Source organism: Sorangium sp. So ce887, from assembly GCF_051521455.1.
Lineage (GTDB): Bacteria > Myxococcota_A > Polyangia > Polyangiales > Polyangiaceae > Sorangium.
Genome location: NZ_CP150354.1, coordinates 7,222,898 through 7,238,882, shown reverse-complemented (window position 1 = coordinate 7,238,882; position 15,985 = coordinate 7,222,898). Strand labels below are relative to the sequence as shown.

At 71.1% G+C, this 15,985-nt stretch carries 16 protein-coding genes and 1 tRNA gene; 8 read left to right on the top strand and 9 right to left on the bottom strand.

What is annotated here, in order from left to right; translation table 11 throughout:
• Window positions 1-87 precede the first annotated feature (87 nt).
• On the bottom strand, window positions 88-393 hold the full coding sequence (locus WMF36_RS26830) for a hypothetical protein (RefSeq protein ID WP_437573609.1): 306 nt from the start codon (window positions 391-393) through the stop codon (window positions 88-90).
• A gap of 20 nt (window positions 394-413) precedes the next feature.
• Window positions 414-578 (bottom strand): DUF1328 domain-containing protein, encoded by a 165-nt coding sequence (locus tag WMF36_RS26825; RefSeq protein WP_437573608.1) that lies wholly within the window; start codon window positions 576-578, stop codon window positions 414-416.
• Window positions 579-1,011: 433 nt separating this feature from the next.
• Here WMF36_RS26825 and WMF36_RS26820 point away from each other — a divergent pair, with 433 nt between their 5' ends.
• The 3 genes from WMF36_RS26820 (at window position 1,012) to WMF36_RS26810 (ending at window position 3,137) form a co-directional block, all read left to right on the top strand.
• Entirely contained in the window at window positions 1,012-2,319 is a 1,308-nt protein-coding gene (locus WMF36_RS26820; RefSeq protein ID WP_437573607.1) for a DUF362 domain-containing protein, read from the top strand.
• Between the two features lie 145 nt (window positions 2,320-2,464).
• Complete coding sequence (locus WMF36_RS26815) at window positions 2,465-2,731, top strand: hypothetical protein (protein ID WP_437573606.1); 267 nt, start codon at window positions 2,465-2,467, stop codon at window positions 2,729-2,731.
• The gene (locus tag WMF36_RS26810; protein WP_437573605.1) at window positions 2,712-3,137 is read left to right on the top strand and encodes a type II toxin-antitoxin system VapC family toxin; all 426 of its coding nucleotides are present in this window, start codon (window positions 2,712-2,714) and stop codon (window positions 3,135-3,137) included. The genes WMF36_RS26815 and WMF36_RS26810 overlap by 20 nt, the downstream gene beginning before the upstream one ends.
• 205 nt (window positions 3,138-3,342) lie before the next feature.
• On the opposite strand, the gene WMF36_RS26805 is transcribed toward WMF36_RS26810, so the two are convergent.
• From WMF36_RS26805 to WMF36_RS26795, 3 genes are all read right to left on the bottom strand, one after another.
• The gene (locus WMF36_RS26805) at window positions 3,343-4,098 is read right to left on the bottom strand and encodes an SDR family NAD(P)-dependent oxidoreductase (RefSeq protein ID WP_437573604.1); all 756 of its coding nucleotides are present in this window, start codon (window positions 4,096-4,098) and stop codon (window positions 3,343-3,345) included.
• 243 nt (window positions 4,099-4,341) lie between these two features.
• A complete protein-coding gene (locus tag WMF36_RS26800) occupies window positions 4,342-6,393 on the bottom strand; it encodes a B12-binding domain-containing radical SAM protein (RefSeq protein ID WP_437573603.1) in 2,052 nt (683 codons plus the stop codon).
• A 190-nt stretch (window positions 6,394-6,583) separates the two neighbouring features.
• A complete protein-coding gene (locus WMF36_RS26795; protein WP_437573602.1) occupies window positions 6,584-7,039 on the bottom strand; it encodes a hypothetical protein in 456 nt (151 codons plus the stop codon).
• Between the two features lie 324 nt (window positions 7,040-7,363).
• Here WMF36_RS26795 and WMF36_RS26790 point away from each other — a divergent pair, with 324 nt between their 5' ends.
• Together WMF36_RS26790 and WMF36_RS26785 are read left to right on the top strand one after the other, a co-directional pair.
• Window positions 7,364-8,002, top strand: coding sequence for a DUF6484 domain-containing protein (locus WMF36_RS26790; RefSeq protein WP_437573601.1), 639 nt, complete (start codon window positions 7,364-7,366; stop codon window positions 8,000-8,002).
• A 274-nt stretch (window positions 8,003-8,276) separates the two neighbouring features.
• Entirely contained in the window at window positions 8,277-9,326 is a 1,050-nt protein-coding gene (locus WMF36_RS26785) for a synaptic vesicle VAT-1 family membrane protein (RefSeq protein ID WP_437573600.1), read from the top strand.
• Between the two features lie 341 nt (window positions 9,327-9,667).
• Here the strand turns inward: WMF36_RS26785 and WMF36_RS26780 are convergent, their stop codons facing one another.
• The 4 genes from WMF36_RS26780 to WMF36_RS26765 form a co-directional block, all read right to left on the bottom strand.
• A complete protein-coding gene (locus tag WMF36_RS26780) occupies window positions 9,668-10,267 on the bottom strand; it encodes a Uma2 family endonuclease (protein WP_437573599.1) in 600 nt (199 codons plus the stop codon).
• Window positions 10,268-10,476: 209 nt separating this feature from the next.
• Window positions 10,477-10,548, bottom strand: a tRNA-Thr gene (locus tag WMF36_RS26775).
• 48 nt (window positions 10,549-10,596) lie between these two features.
• Entirely contained in the window at window positions 10,597-11,556 is a 960-nt protein-coding gene (locus WMF36_RS26770) for an alpha/beta fold hydrolase (RefSeq protein ID WP_437573598.1), read from the bottom strand.
• 75 nt (window positions 11,557-11,631) lie between these two features.
• Complete coding sequence (locus WMF36_RS26765) at window positions 11,632-12,414, bottom strand: peroxiredoxin (protein WP_437573597.1); 783 nt, start codon at window positions 12,412-12,414, stop codon at window positions 11,632-11,634.
• A 78-nt stretch (window positions 12,415-12,492) separates the two neighbouring features.
• Between WMF36_RS26765 and deoC the strand changes: the two genes are divergently transcribed.
• The 3 genes from deoC (at window position 12,493) to WMF36_RS26750 (ending at window position 15,980) form a co-directional block, all read left to right on the top strand.
• A complete protein-coding gene (deoC, locus tag WMF36_RS26760) occupies window positions 12,493-13,446 on the top strand; it encodes a deoxyribose-phosphate aldolase (protein WP_437573596.1) in 954 nt (317 codons plus the stop codon).
• An 84-nt stretch (window positions 13,447-13,530) separates the two neighbouring features.
• A complete protein-coding gene (locus WMF36_RS26755; protein ID WP_437476553.1) occupies window positions 13,531-15,069 on the top strand; it encodes an aldehyde dehydrogenase family protein in 1,539 nt (512 codons plus the stop codon).
• On the top strand, window positions 15,069-15,980 hold the full coding sequence (locus WMF36_RS26750; protein WP_437573595.1) for an aldehyde dehydrogenase family protein: 912 nt from the start codon (window positions 15,069-15,071) through the stop codon (window positions 15,978-15,980). The genes WMF36_RS26755 and WMF36_RS26750 overlap by 1 nt, the downstream gene beginning before the upstream one ends.
• The last annotated feature ends 5 nt before the right edge of the window (window positions 15,981-15,985 follow it).

The following is a 15,985-nucleotide window of genomic DNA, read 5'->3' as shown; positions in this document are numbered from 1 at the left end:
TCTCTTCGGCCATCCCTGGCCGGACTTCTGGCGGGCGGAGCTGGAGGGCGGCCGCCCGCGGCGTGGAGGCAGCAGCGCTCCGGCCTGTTATCGCCCGCCCCCCGCGCGCGGGAAGTCATGGCGTGGGACCTCGTAGGGCGACGGGTCGGGGATCTCGGGCGTGGGCGCGGGCGTCGGCACCTCGGGCTGGTGCTTCCCCGGCGTCGGATCCCCGCCGGGCTGCTCGGTGCCCGGGAGCTGGATCTCACGATCCGGCGACGTACCCGGGGGCGAGCCGGGGGTTCCCGGGGGCGAGCCGGGGGTTCCCGGCGGCTCGCCGGGAGGGCTCATCCTCGGCTGCGGCACACCGGGTCTCCAGGGCTCACCGTTCCATTGTTGCGACGCGTTCTTCATGGCTTCACCTGTTCCTTGGGTCATGTGGGGACGCGGCGCCCGAGCGCGAACGAGACCACGGCGAGCACAAGGAACGCGACGAACAGGATCTTCGCGATGGACGCGGCGCTCGCGGCAATACCGCCGAACCCGAAGACGGCAGCGATGATCGCAATGATGAAGAAGGTGACAGTCCAGCCGAGCATGATGTCCTCCAAGGGGGGCTCAGGGGTCGATCCGTTGTCTTCGCGGGAGACGACCTCAACGCGATTCTGTTTGCAGTCTGTTTGCAGTCTGGTTGCAGTCTGTTCGCAGTCTGTTCCCACCTGATTGCACCCCCCGTGCCGAAAGGGCGGCCGAGGCCGGCGGCCGGCGGGTTCCGCGACCTTCTGCGCCCGTGCGGCGGCGCGGCGTCGAGCTCGGCGTCGTCGCTTCCGTCCGGGGGCGTGCACGGCGGCCTCTTCCCTGGGGCAGGATGCCCCGATCGTGACAGGGTGGACCTGTGCGGATGCGGGCGCGGCCGTCAGCCGCACGGCGCGCCGCGCGGCTCCGCGGTGACCGCGCTGCACGGAGGCTCCACACGGATCCCCCGCAACTTCCCGGATCGGGCAACTCGGGACGGGCTATAAGGACCCGGCCATGCCGAAATCGAAGGTTGCTGTGATCCGCACGTCGCCTGCGACGGTGCTCTCGGACTACCACCGGCTGATGAACCTGGCCGGTTATCAGGATGTGATCGCCAAGGACGCCGACACGGCGCTCAAGGTGAACATCTCCTGGCACTTCTTCTACCCGAGCTCATCCACGACGCCCTGGCAGCTGGAGGGCGTCATCCGGGCGATGACGCAGGACGGGTACTCGAAGGACCTGATCCACGCGTGCCACAACCGTACGGTGGTCATCGACGCCCACCTCGGCGAGCGCGAGAACAAGCAGATCGACGTCGTGCAGGCGCACGGACTGCGCAACGTCCACCTCTACGAGGGCGAGGAGTGGATCCCGATCGGGGACGCGGTCGGGGATCTGCGGAAGAAGTTCCTCTGTCTGAACGACGTGTACCCGAAGGGGTTCTCGATCCCGAAGCGCTTCATCGGGGAGAACATCATCCACCTGCCCACGGTGAAGACCCACATCTTCACGACGACCACGGGCGCGATGAAGAACGCGTTCGGCGGCCTGCTGAACGAGCACCGGCACTGGACGCACCCGGTGATCCACGAGACGCTCGTGGACCTGCTGATGATCCAGAAGAAGATCCACCGCGGGGTCTTCGCGGTGATGGACGGCACCTTCGCGGGCGACGGCCCGGGGCCGCGCTGCATGGTGCCGCACGTGAAGAACGTCCTGCTCGCGTCGTCGGACCAGGTGGCGATCGACGCGGTGGCGGCGAAGCTGATGGGGTTCGACCCGCTGCGCGACCTCAAGTTCGTGCGGCTCGCGCACGACCTCGGCCTCGGGACGGGCGACGTGCGCGACATCGAGCTCGTGGGCGACGTGGACGCGGCGAACGAGCAGTGGAACTTCGAGGGACCCTTCAAGGAGATGACGTTCGCCTCGCGCAACCAGCACCGCATCTACTGGGGGCCCCTGAAGAAGCCGGTGGAGTGGTCGCTCAAGACCTGGCTCGCGCCGTGGGCCTACGTCGCGTCGGTCACGTACCACGACATGTTCTGGTACCCGCGCTACGCCAAGGAGAAGATGGCGCCCGTGCTGGAGAGCCCGTGGGGGCGGCTGTTCGCGAACTGGGGCAAGGTGCAGCCCGACGCGGAGGGGCGCGGCTATCCGGAGGTCGGGGAGGCGAGCCACGAGCTCGTCCGGACCGGGGCGCGGCACTTCCTGGAGGGCATGCGCCTCGTGGGGATGGCGGTCGCGGAGTCGCCGGAGATCCAGGTCCGCAAGCGCGCGCGCGCGCAGGCGGCCGGCGGGGGCGGGTCGGCAGCGGTTTAAGAGGCGGGGAGCGGCTGCCGGGCGCCGAGGGGCGCCCGCTGGCCACCCCAGGCGGCGGCGGCTCCCTGCGTCCGGGAGAGGCCGCCCGTGCTCCCGGGATCGCGCTACGCTGGGCCGCGGTGCGTGTGAACAGGGAGGTCTACCGATGACCGACGTGGAGCGAATTTTCCAGGCCATCCAGGGCCTACCGGTCCAGGAGCGACTCCGGCTCGTCGAGCGTGTGGTCCATGAACTCGCGGATCGATCCGCAAGCGAGGAGCTATCACGTGAAGCAGAAGCAGCTCCGTCTCTGATCGGGCTCTTCGCCGATGACCCCGAGGCGGTCGATGCCATGATGGAGGTCGTCCGGGAGAATCGTCGCTCCTCCAGGTTGCGCGACGTGGGGGAAACGGGTGAAAAAGGCTCTCCTTGACACGGATATCCTGTCCGAGATCACCAAGGCGAAGAGCCCGGCTGTCGTGGCACGCGCGCGCTCGTACGTCGCCTTCCACGGCCGTTTCACGTTCTCCGTCGTCTCTGTCATGGAGGTCGTCGCTGGCTACTCGCAGCGGCAAGCAGAGCAGAAGACGAGGCAGTTCCTGGAGATGGCGCATCGGAGCGAGGTGCTGCTCCTGGACGCGATCGCGGCTGAGCTCGCTGGTCGCATCATGGCCGATTTGCAGATGGCCGGCACGCCGATCGGCGTACCAGATACGATGATCGCCGCGACCGCCATTCATCACGGGCTGCCGCTCGTGACAGGCAACACGTCCGATTACAGCCGTGTTCAATCAGCCGGCTACCCACTGATTTTGGAGAACTGGAGGGAGCCGACATGAGTTCATCTCACGCGGTTGTGACGGCCACCGCTCCGACGGTAAAGCCGGCGCGGCACCCGCGAGGACCCTGACTCGCGCTGCCACCTTCGCGCTGCTTGACGTACCCGACAGGATGCTCCGCGGCGGGCCGGCCTTCTACCTGCGCGCTCCCGGCGGCGTGCTCGTCGAGATCAGCCGCCCTCGCCGGCGCCCGGGACCGACGGCGTCAGGGCAGGATACTACCGCCGTCGACGGGCAGGGCGACCCCGGTGATGAACGACGCCTCGTCGCTCGCCAGGAAGAGGGCCGCCCGCGCCGGCTCGATCGGGTCCGCCAGGCGACCGATGGGGTGGGTCGCGACGAGGCGCTGCTTCAGCTCCGGATCCGCCGTCCAGCTGGCGAGCATCGGCGTGTCCGTGCCCGCCGGGCAGATCGCGTTCACCCGCACGTTGCGCGCGGCGAACTCGAGGGCCGCGACCTTGGTCAGCCCGATGAGGCCATGCTTCGACGACTGGTACGCGGACATGCCCGGGATCACGACGAGACCCCCGATCGAGGAGTTGTTGACGATGGCTCCCCCGCCCGTCTTGAGCATCTCGGGGATCTCGTGCTTCATCGACAGGAAGACGCCCTTCAGGTTGATGGCGAGCACGCGATCCCACTCCTCTTCCTCGAGCTCGATCACGGTCTTTCCGTACTGCACGACGCCCGCGTTGTTGAACGCGACATCGAGCCGCCCGAACCTCTTCACGGTGGCTGTCACCATGGCGGCGCAATCGGCCGAGCGCGATATGTCGGCCCGGACGAACATGGCTTCGCCCCCCTGGGCGATGATCTCCGCGACCGTCTGTGCGCCCTCGTCCTCCCGGCGAGCGGCGACGACCACCCTGGCGCCCTCCTGGGCGAACAGGAGCGCTGCGGCCTTGCCAATCCCCGCATTGCCGCCCGTGATGAGCGCGACTTTGTCCTGCAATCGTTTCATGTGATCTGCTCCCGGACGTGATCCCGAGGGTCCACAGGCCCTGTGGCGCTTCTGCGCGCGGCGCCCGAGCGCGAGCGATTCGCGGTTCGTGCCACGCGTCATGCTTCGCGTCCGAGACCATTGACGCTCGACCGGGGCGGCCTGGGCAAGATTGATGGGACAGGCGCGGCGCGCAGCCGGCCGCGATCGCGCCCCCGCCGCGCCCGGGACGGCGGGCGGTGGAGCTGGCCCCTCAGGGGTTGCTCAGCGCGCCGCGCTCGTCGCGTGCGACGGCCGTCGCCCCGACGTCACGGCCGGCGCGGCGCCCGCGATGAACCTGACGCGCACCGGCTTCGGCCGGAGCGGCGGCAGCGACCGCGCGAGCGTCTCGTAGGCGTCGCGCCCCACGCGCCGCTCCTCGTGGACGAGGGTCGCCCAGATCTCCGCCTCGCGCCCCTCCGCGAGCGCGGCCGCGCGCGGATCGAAGCGCAGCCCTCGCTCGAGGGCGGTCGCGCCGGGCACGCCGTCCTCGGGGCGGCGCGCCGCCCGATCGCGGAAGACGCCGGGCCCGAAGCGGTCGTACTGGAGGATCGTGTGCGCGGTCGACACGGCGCCGGCCCACGGATACGTGCGCAGGGTCCAGCCGCGCGACAGGTCGGCGAGCCGCTCGTCGACGTCGGCGCGCTCGGCGTCGGTCTTCCACGGCGTACGCGGGACGAAGAACAGGCCGAGCCCGAGCTCGTCGCCCTCGATCTCGAACACCTCGTCGATCCCGAAGCGCTCCGGTGTCTGCGCGACGAGCGAGCCGTGCGTCAGCCCGAACTCGCCGACGATGTAGACCGCGAGCGCCTCCCGCCGCGCGCGCAGGAAGTCGAGCGTCTCGACGGCCTCGGCGTGCGTCTCGGTGGGGAACTCCGTGAAGCACATCGCCTCGGCGGCCACGCCCGCGGACGCGAGGTGGTCGATCACGTCGGAGACGACCTCGACGGGCGCGCCCTTGTCGATGAGCCCGAGGACGCGCGGCGACGCGGACTCGACGCCGAGCGCGCACGCGACGGCGCCGGCGCGGCGCAGCACGTCCGCGCGCTCCTGGGTCAGGTACTTCTCCGGCTTGAGGTCGGTCGCCCACCGCACGTCGAGGCCGGCGTCGATGATCGCCTGCGCCATCTTCACGAGCGTCTTCGGCGCGACCGAGTCCTGCGACAGGTAGAAGTGGCGCGTGCCGTGCCGCTCGGCGAGCGCCGAGAGGTGCGCCACGATGGTCTCCACGGCGCGCTCTCGGTACGCGGCGGTGCCGACCTCCGCGAGGCCGTAATGGCAGAAGGTGCATTTGCCCCAGTAACAGCCCCGCGTGGGGTCGTACGGGAGCACGAGGGTCGGCGCGAGGTAGGCGCCGAGCGGGAGCCCGTCGAAGTCGGGCGCGGGGAGCGCCTTCAGGTCCTCCATGCCGTGGCCGGACGTGAAGCGCGCGCCCATCAGCCGGTCGCGCACGACGACGTTCGGCACGTCGCGCAGCGGCCGTCCTTCGTCGAGCGCGCGGGCGAGCGCGAGCAGGGTGTGCTCGCCCTCGAAGAGGCACGCCGAGTCGAACGGGCCGAGCGCGCGCGCGAGCCGCTCGCCCGAGAGCCGGAGGAGCAGCTGCGTGACGCCGGGGCCGCCGCACGTGACGTGCACGCCGGGCAGCGCCTCCTTGATCTTGCGCGCGAACGCGTATGCGGGCTGGAGCTGGCCCGGGAAGCACACCGAGAGGCCGACGATGTCGGCGCGCGCGTCGCGGAGCCGGGGCACGAGCGTCTGCTGCACCCAGGCGTCGAACGGATCGTGCTCCGGGCGGCTCGACCGGGCGATCTCGTCCATCGACGTCAGGCCGAAGGGCGTCCGGTACGCCGTGAAGTCGAGCTTGAGCGGGTGGTGCGTGGCGGACACGACGCCGAGCGCCGCCTCGATCGTCGCGACCGCGCGCGCGTACGCGTCCGGATCGTAGAAGGCCTCGGCGGAGCGGAGCGTGGCCTTGGCGGCGTCGACCGCGCCCGGGACGGCGTGCGCGTCGCCGCGCGCGCGGGCGAGCGCCAGGTACTCGAGCTGATCGGCGTGCGGGAGCGCCGCGCGCCGATCGAGCTCGCCGAGGCGCGCCTCGAGGCGATCGAGGAGCCCTGCCATGCGCTCCGGCGTGAGGAGCGCGTCGAACGCCTCGACGTTCGCGTCGACGGGCAGCACCTCCACGCCGTTCGCGCGGAGGAAGCCGGTCAGCATCGGCACCGCGAGGTACGGGGCCGTGGGGTCACAGGTCGGCGGATAGACGAGCGCGATGCGCATTCGGGCGCCGGTCTAGCACACCCGGGGGCGGAGCGTGTGGCCGCCCGGCCGCGCATCCCGGGGGCACGCGCTCACGACCTCGGCTTGCGCAGGAGATCCGAGGCGCCGGTCCATCGCGTGCTCCGGAGTCGGATCGTCTCGCCGAGCAGGTCCTTCAGGGTCGCCGCGAGCTTCGCCGCCATCGGGCGGGTCAGAGCGACGCCGGATGGCGAATCCGCTTCGCGCGGCTGCCGGTCGCGCTCGTGACCGAGGCGGAGGAGGTCGAGGCGCGCATGCAGTTGGTGATCAGGATCCGATCCTCGCGGACGGCCATCGCAAGCACGTCGGCATCATCGACGCCCGCGGGCATCCTCGTAGATTGAGACGACATCATGCTGCTGGTCGCGCAGCCAGCGTGCCACGCGCGGTGCCCGAGGCGCGCGGCGTCGCGCGGCTGAACCGCCTCCCGCAGGCCGCGCCGCGCGCTGGCGCGCCGATCCCGCTCCGCGCCGACCTGGCGCCGGCGCCTCTCGTGGTGGCGCAGGTCCAGGCGGCGCCGCCCCTCGTGCGTTCGCCCGGCCTCGGGGACGCGGGTGGTCTGCCGGTGGGGCCGGCCCTCCTCTCTCCTCGTGGCGGCGTTGGCGCCTTGGTCGAGGGCCGTCGTCATTGCGGTCGCGCGAGCGTCGCCCGTAGGATGGCATCCGGCTGAATGCTGCCCGCGGCCCGTCCGCGCACGGTACAGGGGAGAAGCAATGCACTTGTTTCAGGTCGACGGACTGGACACGAGCTCCGTGTATCGAGCTCGGAGAGCGTCTCCAAGGGCAAGTCCACGAGCGTGGACGAGGGCTACACGTTGACGGTGGGCAAGGACATGACGGTGACCATCGGGAAGAGCGCGAAGGAGGGGGTGAAGGAGACAATGTGGGGGTGAACTGAGGCGGGAGGGGGGATACGGGCGCTTCGGGGCGAGCGGGACCAGAGGAGCAGGGCGATGAGGGACGATGGGCGTGCGCCGGCGGCGGAGCTGGGCGGTGAGGTGATTCTGATCGAGGAGGGGGAAGGCGAGTCGGTGGTCGCCGGCGGGGAGGGCGCGGACGAGGCGGAGGGAGAGGCGGGCGCGATCGAGGGCGCGGAGGGGCTGATCGAGCTGGTGATGGCGGCGCACGAGGAGCGCGTGGCGGCGGAGGCGGCGAAGGCCGGTCCGATCGAGGGGGTTGTGGTGGGTCGGATCGTGGGATTCGGGCACAACGGCGATCCGCTCGTCGAGGCGGCTGTCCTGGGGGACGGCGCGCGCGGGGGTATTCCTGCGCGGGCGATGACGGCGCTCGGGCCGGAGGACGAGGGGCGGGAGGTCGCGCTCCTGTTCGAGGGGGGGCGGCGCGACAGGCCGGTGGTGATGGGGCGGATGCACGTGGCGGGGGAGGGCGCGAGCGCGAAGCGCGCTGACTCGACGGCGACGGCGGACGGCGAGCGGCTGGTGCTCACAGCGGAGAAGGAGATCGTGCTCCAGTGCGGGAAGGCCAGCATCACGCTGACGCGGGCTGGCAAGATCCTGATTCGTGGCGCCTATTTGCTCACGCGGTCCTCCGGGGTGAACCGGATCCAGGGCGGCTCGGTGCAGATCAATTGATGGTCCTGATGAGGCCGAGCCCTCCTTGATGAAATCGAGGAGGCTCCCCACGATCTTCGCGACATCGATCGAATAGCTCCCCGCCGTCGCGGCGCAGCACGAAGAACCGCGAGACCGGGACGGGCTGCTCTGGAGCGTGTCCGGAGCGTGCCTCGGGCGCCCCCGGAGCGCGTTTCCTTTCCTATTCGGATCGGTGTACTACGGCAGCCGCCGTCTCCGTCACCATCTCGAACCGTGGTTCTGTGGTGACGCCACGACAGCCAAGCAGGTGCCCATGCGCAAGATCGTCGTCCACGAGCCCGGCAGCCACGACAAGCTTCGCCTCGAGGAGCACCCCGACCCGGTCCCCGGGCGCGGCGAGGTGCTCCTCGACGTGCAGGCGGCGGGCGTCAACTACGCGGATTGCGTCGTCCGCATGGGCCTCTACGAGTCGGCGAAGAAGTACGTCGGCTGGCCCATCACGCCCGGCTTCGAAGTCGCGGGCACCGTCGCCGCGCTCGGCGAGGGCGTCCCGGATCTCGCGCCGGGGGCGCCCATCTTCGGCGTGGTCCGCTTCGGCGGCTACGCCTCTCGCGTCGTGGTCCCGCGCCATCAGGTCTTCCCGCTCCCGGCGCGGCTCACCCCGGAGCAGGCGGCAGGCTTCCCGGCGGTGTTCATGACGGCGTACTACGCGCTCTTCGAGCTCCTGCGGCTGCGACCGGGCATGGTCGTGCTCGTGCACTCGGCCGCCGGCGGCGTCGGCAGCGCGCTTGTGCAGCTCGGCAAGATCGCCGGCTGCCGGGTGGTGGGCGTGGTGGGCGCGGCGCACAAGGTCGAGACGGCGAGGCGCCTCGGCGCCGACGCGGTGATCGACAAGAGCAGCGAGCCGCTCTGGGCGGCGGCGGAGCGGCTCGCGCCCGAGGGGTACGACGTGGTCCTCGACGCGAACGGGGTCGAGACGCTGCGGCAGAGCTACCGGCACCTGGCGCCTTCGGGGAAGCTCGTCGTGTACGGCTTCCACACGATGCTCCCGCGGCAGGGCGGCCGCCCGAGCTACCCGAAGCTCGCGCTCGACTTCCTCCGCATGCCCCGCTTCAACCCGCTCGATCTCTGCAACGACAACAAGAGCGTGCTGGCCTTCAACCTCTCGTACCTGTTCAACAAGACGGAGATGCTGCGCGAGGCCATGGACCACCTCGCGGGCTGGGTGGACGAGGGGCGCCTCTCGGCGCCGCCGGTGACGACGTTCCCGCTGGAGCGGGTCGCGGACGCGCACCGCGCGATCGAGTCGGGCAGCACGGTGGGCAAGCTGGTGCTGACGATGCAGGGCGCCGCGGAGAGCTGAAGCCCCGGGCGGAGGCTGTCGAGAGGCTCCGGGGACAGTTGAAACTCAACTCGGAAGCTGTCGAGAGGCTCCGGGGACAGTTGAAACTCTGGCCGGAGGCTGCCGAGAGGCTTCGGGGAGAGCTGAAACTCTGCGGCGTCCATGGTGACGTCCGCTGCCATGGCGGGAATGGCACCCAGAGAGCGGTTGGCGAGGACAGAACCCTGGGAGCAGGCCAGGGCTGGCGTGATGGCGAAGAGCGCGGCGTCCTCTCGGACGAGCTGCGGGCTCGTCCTGGCGTTGGTGCTCGGTCTTATGGTGTTTCTTGCCGTTCTTGTCGTTGGACAGGCGATGTCAGCTGATTACGCCCCCTGCTCGCCCTCATCTCCCGCAAGCAGGCTGTGCACCGAGAACTCGACTGCATCGAACGGCTCGGCCCGGATGCTCTCCTGGCCTTCGGCCGTCAGCACGAGGAGGTAGCCCTCCGCCGTCCAGCGATAAACGGCAAGCACCTCGACCTCCGGATCGAGGATCCAATAATGAGGCACCTGGCATCGCTGGTACGTGCGCAGCTTCTTGAACAGGTCGTTCTGCTTGTTCGAGGGAGAGAGGATCTCGCAGACCCAGTCCGGCCGGAGCGCGATGGGGCTCTGGTCCGGCAGCCGAGGGAGCCGCTCGCGCCGCCATCCGGACACATCAGGCCGATAGACATGCGGCTCCTCGAAGAAGTTCTCGACCTCGGTCGCGAAGACCCAGCCCCCTGGCCCGCGCCCCCGGGCGCGCGGTCCGTAAGCCCCGGCGATCTCCGTGGTGAGCTCCACCTGCGCCGCGCCGTGGCGAGGGCTCGGCATCGCCTTCTGGACGAGCTCGCCATCGACGATCTCATGGAAGCGCTCCGCCTCGGGAAGGGCGAGGAGGTCCTCCACCGTCGCAAGGCGGCGTCCCGGGGCGGCGCTCGACATGGGCCAACGATAAGGCGGCCGCGGCTGCACGACCAGCAGCGGCGGCGCTCCAGAGCGCAGCTCAGTAGAGCAGCGGTTTCCTCAACCGAAGCTCCCGCTTCACGAGCGAAAGCGCAGCCGGCTCACCGCGTGCCACGCGTCCCGCCACACGCCAGCGTGTCTCCTGCTCACCCACAGGCGAGCGAACACACCGGCAATCTCTTCCTTTGAGCCACCTTCGAGACTTGAACTCGAGACCTACGGTTTACGAAACCGTTGCTCTACCACTGAGCTAAGGTGGCACGCCTCTCGTTGAGGAGGCGCGCAGATTACCCACTCGCCCCGCCGAGTCAAGCTCTTTTATTCGCGCCCCCGACCAGCCTCGCCTCCTTCGCCTCCTTCCCTGATTCGCCGCTCCCCTGGCCCGCCGCGTCGCCGGCGTCCCCGCCGGCGAAGAACTCGTCCAGCCGCTCCGCCAGCTCGCTCGCCGCCGACCAGTGCATCATGTGCCCGGCGTCGGGCAGCTCGACGTGCTCCGCGCGCGCGAGCTTCGCCACCCGCGCCGCCTCCTCCGGGGGGTGCCATCCGGTGGGCCCGCCGCTTACGACAAGCGTCGGGCACGCGATGCGCTCCAGGAACGTCGCGAACGCCTCCGCCTGGAACGCCAGCGGCGACGTCGTGCGGTGCATCGGATCGTACGCCCACGCGAGCCCGCCGCCCGGCTCCTCGCGGGTGAGCAGCCGCGCGCGCGTCGCCAGCACGTCGCGCGGCACGCGCGGGTGGTGCGCCACGAGCCGCGCGATCGCGTCCTGCATCGACGCGAGCCTCCGCGGCGTCCGATCGAGCCCCTTCATCTCGCGCAGCCACGTCTCCATGCGCGCGACGGCGACCTCGGGCCCGTGCGACGGCGGCCCCATGCCCTCGAGCAGCGCCAGGCGCTCGACGCGATCGGGGCATGCGCCCGCGTAGTACACCGCGACCGCGCCGCCCATCGAGTGGCCCACCACGCCGAGCCGCGCCGGCGCGAGCGCGTCGACGAGCGCCGCGACGTCGGCGATGTAGTCGGGGAAGTAGTAGTAGCTGCCCGCAGCGACGCGGGCGCTCCGGCCGAAGCCGCGCAGGTCGGGCGCGACAACGTCGTGCCCTGCCCGCGCGAGCGGCTCCGCCACGAGGTCCCACGTGCTGCCGGCGTCGAGGAAGCCGTGGAGCAGCAGCAACGTGAGGCCGGTCGGCCGCGCGCCGTCGTCGCGGAAGCGATGGACGCACAGCTCCAGCCCGTTGGTCTTCCAGGGGTCCGACGTTCTACGCACCACGCGCGTGCTCTCGCGTGTCGGTGCTCCCGTCAACCCCCCGCGCGCTCTGCGTGCTCCGCGCGCCCGGCACCGTCACCTCCTCGCGGGCGGGGCCGCAGGAGCCGCCGGGGGCAGCACCGTCCCCGTCGCCACCGGCACGGCGGCGCCGGGCGCGGCCGCGCCCGCAGGCGCCGCACCGGCGCCGCCCGGCGCACCCGCACCACCCGGCGCGGCCGCACCACCCGGCGCGCCGGGCGACGCTGTGTCGGCGCCTGCGGGCGCGGCGCTCCCCGGCGCCGCAGGCGCCACCGGGAGCGCGGCGCCCGTGAGCTGCGCGGCGTCCTTCAGCACCTCGTCCGCGTGCACGCCGGGATCCACGTCCGGGTAGACCTTTGCGACCTTGCCGTCGGGATCGATCAGGAAGGTCACGCGCGCGACCGTCCCGAGCCGCATCGGCACGCCGAACGCGTTGGACCACGTGTGATCGGTGTCGACAAGGATCGGGAACGGCAGCCTGTGCTCGGTCGCGAACGCCTCGTGCGACTCGCGCGTGTCGGCGGAGACGCCGAAGACCTGCACGTTCGCCTGCTTGAAGCGATCCCACGCGTCGCGGAACGCGCACGCCTCCTCCGTGCAGCCCGGCGTCCCGTCCTTCGGATAGAAGTACACGACGACGGCCCGACCCCGCTGGTCGGACAGCCGCTGGATCGCGCCGTGCTGGTCGGCGGCGAACACGTCGGGCGCCGGCGCACCGACCGGAAGCAGCCCCTGTCCACCGTCGGGTCGCTCGGCCGCGCCACACGCGAGCAGCGAGACAAAGGCAAAGACGACAGCAACAACGACAAAAACGAGGGCAGTCGGGAAGCGTCTCTTCATCAGGGCGCCACGTTAGCACGCACTCGGTAGGATCGATCCGACCCTTCTGATACCTTGCGCCGACAGGAGACGAGACCGATGGCGACCTTCGGAAACGGCAGCGGCGCCACCCCCGGCGCGGTGGGCCAGGGCAGGGGAATCACCTACCCCGATTTCTCTTCGCCCACCGTGGATAAGGTCATGGTCGAAGAGCGCGCAGCCGGGCTCGGCAAACGAAGCATCAAGGGCCCGGCCAAGATCGCCGGCCTCAAGCTCGCCATCTCCATGATGGACCTCACCACCCTCGAGGGAAAAGACTCCCCGGGAAAAGTCCATCAGCTCTGTCAGAAGGCGCTTCGCCCCCACGAGCGCGCGGACATCCCTCCGTGTGCGGCGGTGTGCGTTTATCCGAAGCTCGTGCCCGTCGCGAAGCGAGCGGTCGAGGGCTCGACCGTCAAGGTGGCGAGTGTGGCGACCGCCTTCCCGAGCGGGCTGTCCACGCTCGAGGTCAAGCTCGCCGACGTGCGCCAGGCGGTCGAGCTCGGCGCCGACGAGATCGACATGGTGATCGACCGCGGCGCGATGCTCGCCGGCGAATACCGGGCCGTGTACGACGAGATCGCCGCGACAAAGGAGGCGTGCGGGCACGCGCACCTCAAGGTGATCCTGGAGACCGGCGAGCTCGGGAGCTACGACCGCGTCCGCAAGGCGAGCCGCATCGCGATCCTCGCCGGCGCCGATTTCATCAAGACGTCGACCGGGAAGGTCATCCCGGCGGCGACGCCCCCGGTGACGCTGGTGATGCTCGAGGCGATCCGCGATCACGCGCACGCGACCGGCCGGCGCATCGGGATGAAGCCGGCCGGCGGCATCCGGACGGCGAAGCAGGCGCTCCACTACCTCGTGATGGTCAAGGAGACCCTCGGCGACGCCTGGCTCACGAGCGACCTCTTCCGCTTCGGCGCGTCGACGCTCCTCAACGACGTGCTCATGCAGCTCGAGAAGGAGCGGACCGGCGCCTACCAGGGCGGCGACTATTTCAGCAAGGACTGACCGCGCGGGGCCGGGAGCGCGCGCGGCGCGGGCCCCGGCGCGCTCGCATGTTCAACCCGGCGCCGCCGGCGTAAAGTGCGCCGCATGAGCGACAAGGGCACCGCCGCGGCAGGCGGCGACGGGGGCTCACCCCGGCAACCGAGCGCGGCGCGCGACACGGCCGCGGACGCGGCCGTCGTGTTCGGCGATGCGTGGCGCTACGCGCCGGCGCCCGAGGGGCGCGACCACGTGAAGATCGCGCCGCGGTACGACCTCTTCATCGGCGGCGCGTGGCGCGCCCCGGAGTCGGGCCGCTACCTCGACAGCATCAGCCCGTCGACCGAGGAGAAGCTCTGCGAGTTCGCCGAGGCCTCCGAGCGGGACGTCGACCTCGCCGTGCAGGCGGCCCGGGCCGCATACGAGAAGCACTGGTCGCGCCTGCGCCCGCTCGAGCGCGGCAAGTACATCTACCGCATCGCCCGGGCCCTCCAGGAGAAGTCGCGCGAGCTCGCCGTCGTCGAGTCGCTCGACGGCGGCAAGCCCATCAAGGAGTCCCGCGACGTCGATCTCCCGCTCGCGGCCGCGCACTTCTTCTACTACGCGGGCTGGGCCGACAAGCTCGAGCACGCCTTCCCGGGGCGCGACCCGCGGCCGCTCGGCGTCGCGGGCCAGGTGATCCCGTGGAACTTCCCGCTCCTCATGGCGGCGTGGAAGCTCGCCCCGGCGCTCGCCGCGGGCAACACGTGCGTCCTCAAGCCCGCCGAGACGACGCCGCTCACGTCGCTGCTCCTCGCGAAGATCATCGAGGAGGCGGACCTGCCGCCCGGCGTCGTCAACGTGGTCACGGGCGCGGGCGCGACGGGCGCCGCGGTCGTCGGCCACCCCGGCGTCGACAAGGTCGCCTTCACCGGCTCGACCGAGGTCGGCAAGCGCATCCAGCGCGCGCTCGCCGGCACCGGCAAGCGGCTCACGCTCGAGCTCGGCGGCAAGGCCGCGAACATCGTGTTCGAGGACGCGCCGCTCGATCAGGCGGTCGAGGGGATCATCGGCGGCATCTTCTTCAACCAGGGCCACGTGTGCTGCGCGGGCTCGCGCCTCCTCGTCGAGGAGAGCGTCCACGACGCCCTCCTCCTCAAGCTGCGCGAGCGCATGGCGACCCTGCGCGTCGGCGATCCGCTCGACAAGAACACGGACGTCGGCGCCATCAACTCGCGGGCGCAGCTCGAGAAGATCCAGGAGCTCGTGGCGGCGGGGGAGCGCGAGGGGGCCGCGCGCTTCTCGGTGAGCTGCGCGCTCCCGCAGCGCGGCTACTGGTTCGCGCCGACGCTCTTCACGGGCGTCGCGCAGTCGCACCGGATCGCGCGCGAGGAGATCTTCGGCCCGGTGCTCTCGATCCTGACCTTCCGCACGCCCGAGGAGGCGATCGAGAAGGCGAACAACACGATGTACGGGCTGTCGGCCGGCGTCTGGACCAGCAAGGGCTCGAAGAGCTTCTGGGTCGCGCAGCGCCTCCGCGCCGGCGTCGTCTGGGCGAACACCTTCAACAAGCTCGACCCCAGCTCCCCGTTCGGCGGCTACAAGGAGAGCGGCTTCGGCCGCGAGGGCGGGCGCCAGGGGCTGCTCGCCTACCTCGAGGTGGACTGATGGCGCTCGGCAACCAGGACAGCGGCGGCGGCGAGGCGCGCGCGCGCGTCGGCGTGCGCAAGGCGTACAAGATGTTCGTGGGCGGCGCGTTCGTGCGCTCCGAGTCCGGGAGGTACACGCAGGTGCGCGATCACAGCGGCGCGGGCGCGGTCGAGAACATCCCGCGCGCCTCGCGCAAGGACGGGCGCGACGCGGTGCTCGCGGCGGCCGGCGCGCTCGGCGGCTGGTCGTCGCGCTCGGCGTACAACCGCGGGCAGATCCTCTACCGCCTCGCCGAGATGCTCGAGGCGCGGCGCGCGGAGCTCGCGGCCTCGCTCGAGCGCGGCGGTCTCGACGCCGGCGCCGCGGAGCGCGAGGTCGTGTCGGCGATCGATCGCGCGGTCGCCTACGCGGGCTGGGCCGACAAGTACCAGAGCCTCTTCTCGAGCCTGAACCCCGTGTCCGGCCCGCACTTCACGTTCACGGTGCCCGAGCCGATGGGGGTCGTCGTCATCGCGGCGCCGCCGCGCCCGGCGCTCCTCGGCCTCGCGGGCGCTCTCCTGCCGGTGATCACCGCCGGCAACACCTGCGTCGTGCTCGCCAGCGAGGCGGATCCGCGCACCGCCCTCGTCCTCGGCGAGGCGCTCGCCACGAGCGATCTCCCGGGCGGCGTCGTCAACCTCCTCACCGGCCAGCTCGCGGAGGTGCTGCCGCACCTCGCCGCGCACATGGAGGTCGCCGCGCTCGATCTTCACGGCGTGGACGCGGCCCTGGCGAAGCGCCTCGAGGAGGCGGCCGCGGCGAGCGTCAAGCGGGTGCGCGCCCGCTCGCTCGGCGAGGCGGAGTGGTTCGACGATGGGGCGGCGACGTCTCCCCGCTGGATCGAGCGGTTCGTCGAGATGAAGACGATCTGGCACCCGGTCGGGCCGTAGCGCCG

What these genes read in the sequence shown, in the direction of transcription:
- WMF36_RS26830 (WP_437573609.1), bottom strand. Translation starts at nt 393, where the DNA reads ATGAAGAACGCGTCGCAACAATGGAACGGTGAGCCCTGGAGACCCGGT.
- WMF36_RS26825 (WP_437573608.1), bottom strand. Translation starts at nt 578, where the DNA reads ATGCTCGGCTGGACTGTCACCTTCTTCATCATTGCGATCATCGCTGCC.
- WMF36_RS26820 (WP_437573607.1), top strand. Translation starts at nt 1,012, where the DNA reads ATGCCGAAATCGAAGGTTGCTGTGATCCGCACGTCGCCTGCGACGGTG.
- WMF36_RS26815 (WP_437573606.1), top strand. Translation starts at nt 2,465, where the DNA reads ATGACCGACGTGGAGCGAATTTTCCAGGCCATCCAGGGCCTACCGGTC.
- WMF36_RS26805 (WP_437573604.1), bottom strand. Translation starts at nt 4,098, where the DNA reads ATGAAACGATTGCAGGACAAAGTCGCGCTCATCACGGGCGGCAATGCG.
- WMF36_RS26800 (WP_437573603.1), bottom strand. Translation starts at nt 6,393, where the DNA reads ATGCGCATCGCGCTCGTCTATCCGCCGACCTGTGACCCCACGGCCCCG.
- WMF36_RS26795 (WP_437573602.1), bottom strand. Translation starts at nt 7,039, where the DNA reads ATGACGACGGCCCTCGACCAAGGCGCCAACGCCGCCACGAGGAGAGAG.
- WMF36_RS26790 (WP_437573601.1), top strand. Translation starts at nt 7,364, where the DNA reads ATGAGGGACGATGGGCGTGCGCCGGCGGCGGAGCTGGGCGGTGAGGTG.
- WMF36_RS26785 (WP_437573600.1), top strand. Translation starts at nt 8,277, where the DNA reads ATGCGCAAGATCGTCGTCCACGAGCCCGGCAGCCACGACAAGCTTCGC.
- WMF36_RS26780 (WP_437573599.1), bottom strand. Translation starts at nt 10,267, where the DNA reads ATGTCGAGCGCCGCCCCGGGACGCCGCCTTGCGACGGTGGAGGACCTC.
- WMF36_RS26765 (WP_437573597.1), bottom strand. Translation starts at nt 12,414, where the DNA reads ATGAAGAGACGCTTCCCGACTGCCCTCGTTTTTGTCGTTGTTGCTGTC.
- deoC (WP_437573596.1), top strand. Translation starts at nt 12,493, where the DNA reads ATGGCGACCTTCGGAAACGGCAGCGGCGCCACCCCCGGCGCGGTGGGC.
- WMF36_RS26755 (WP_437476553.1), top strand. Translation starts at nt 13,531, where the DNA reads ATGAGCGACAAGGGCACCGCCGCGGCAGGCGGCGACGGGGGCTCACCC.
- WMF36_RS26750 (WP_437573595.1), top strand. Translation starts at nt 15,069, where the DNA reads ATGGCGCTCGGCAACCAGGACAGCGGCGGCGGCGAGGCGCGCGCGCGC.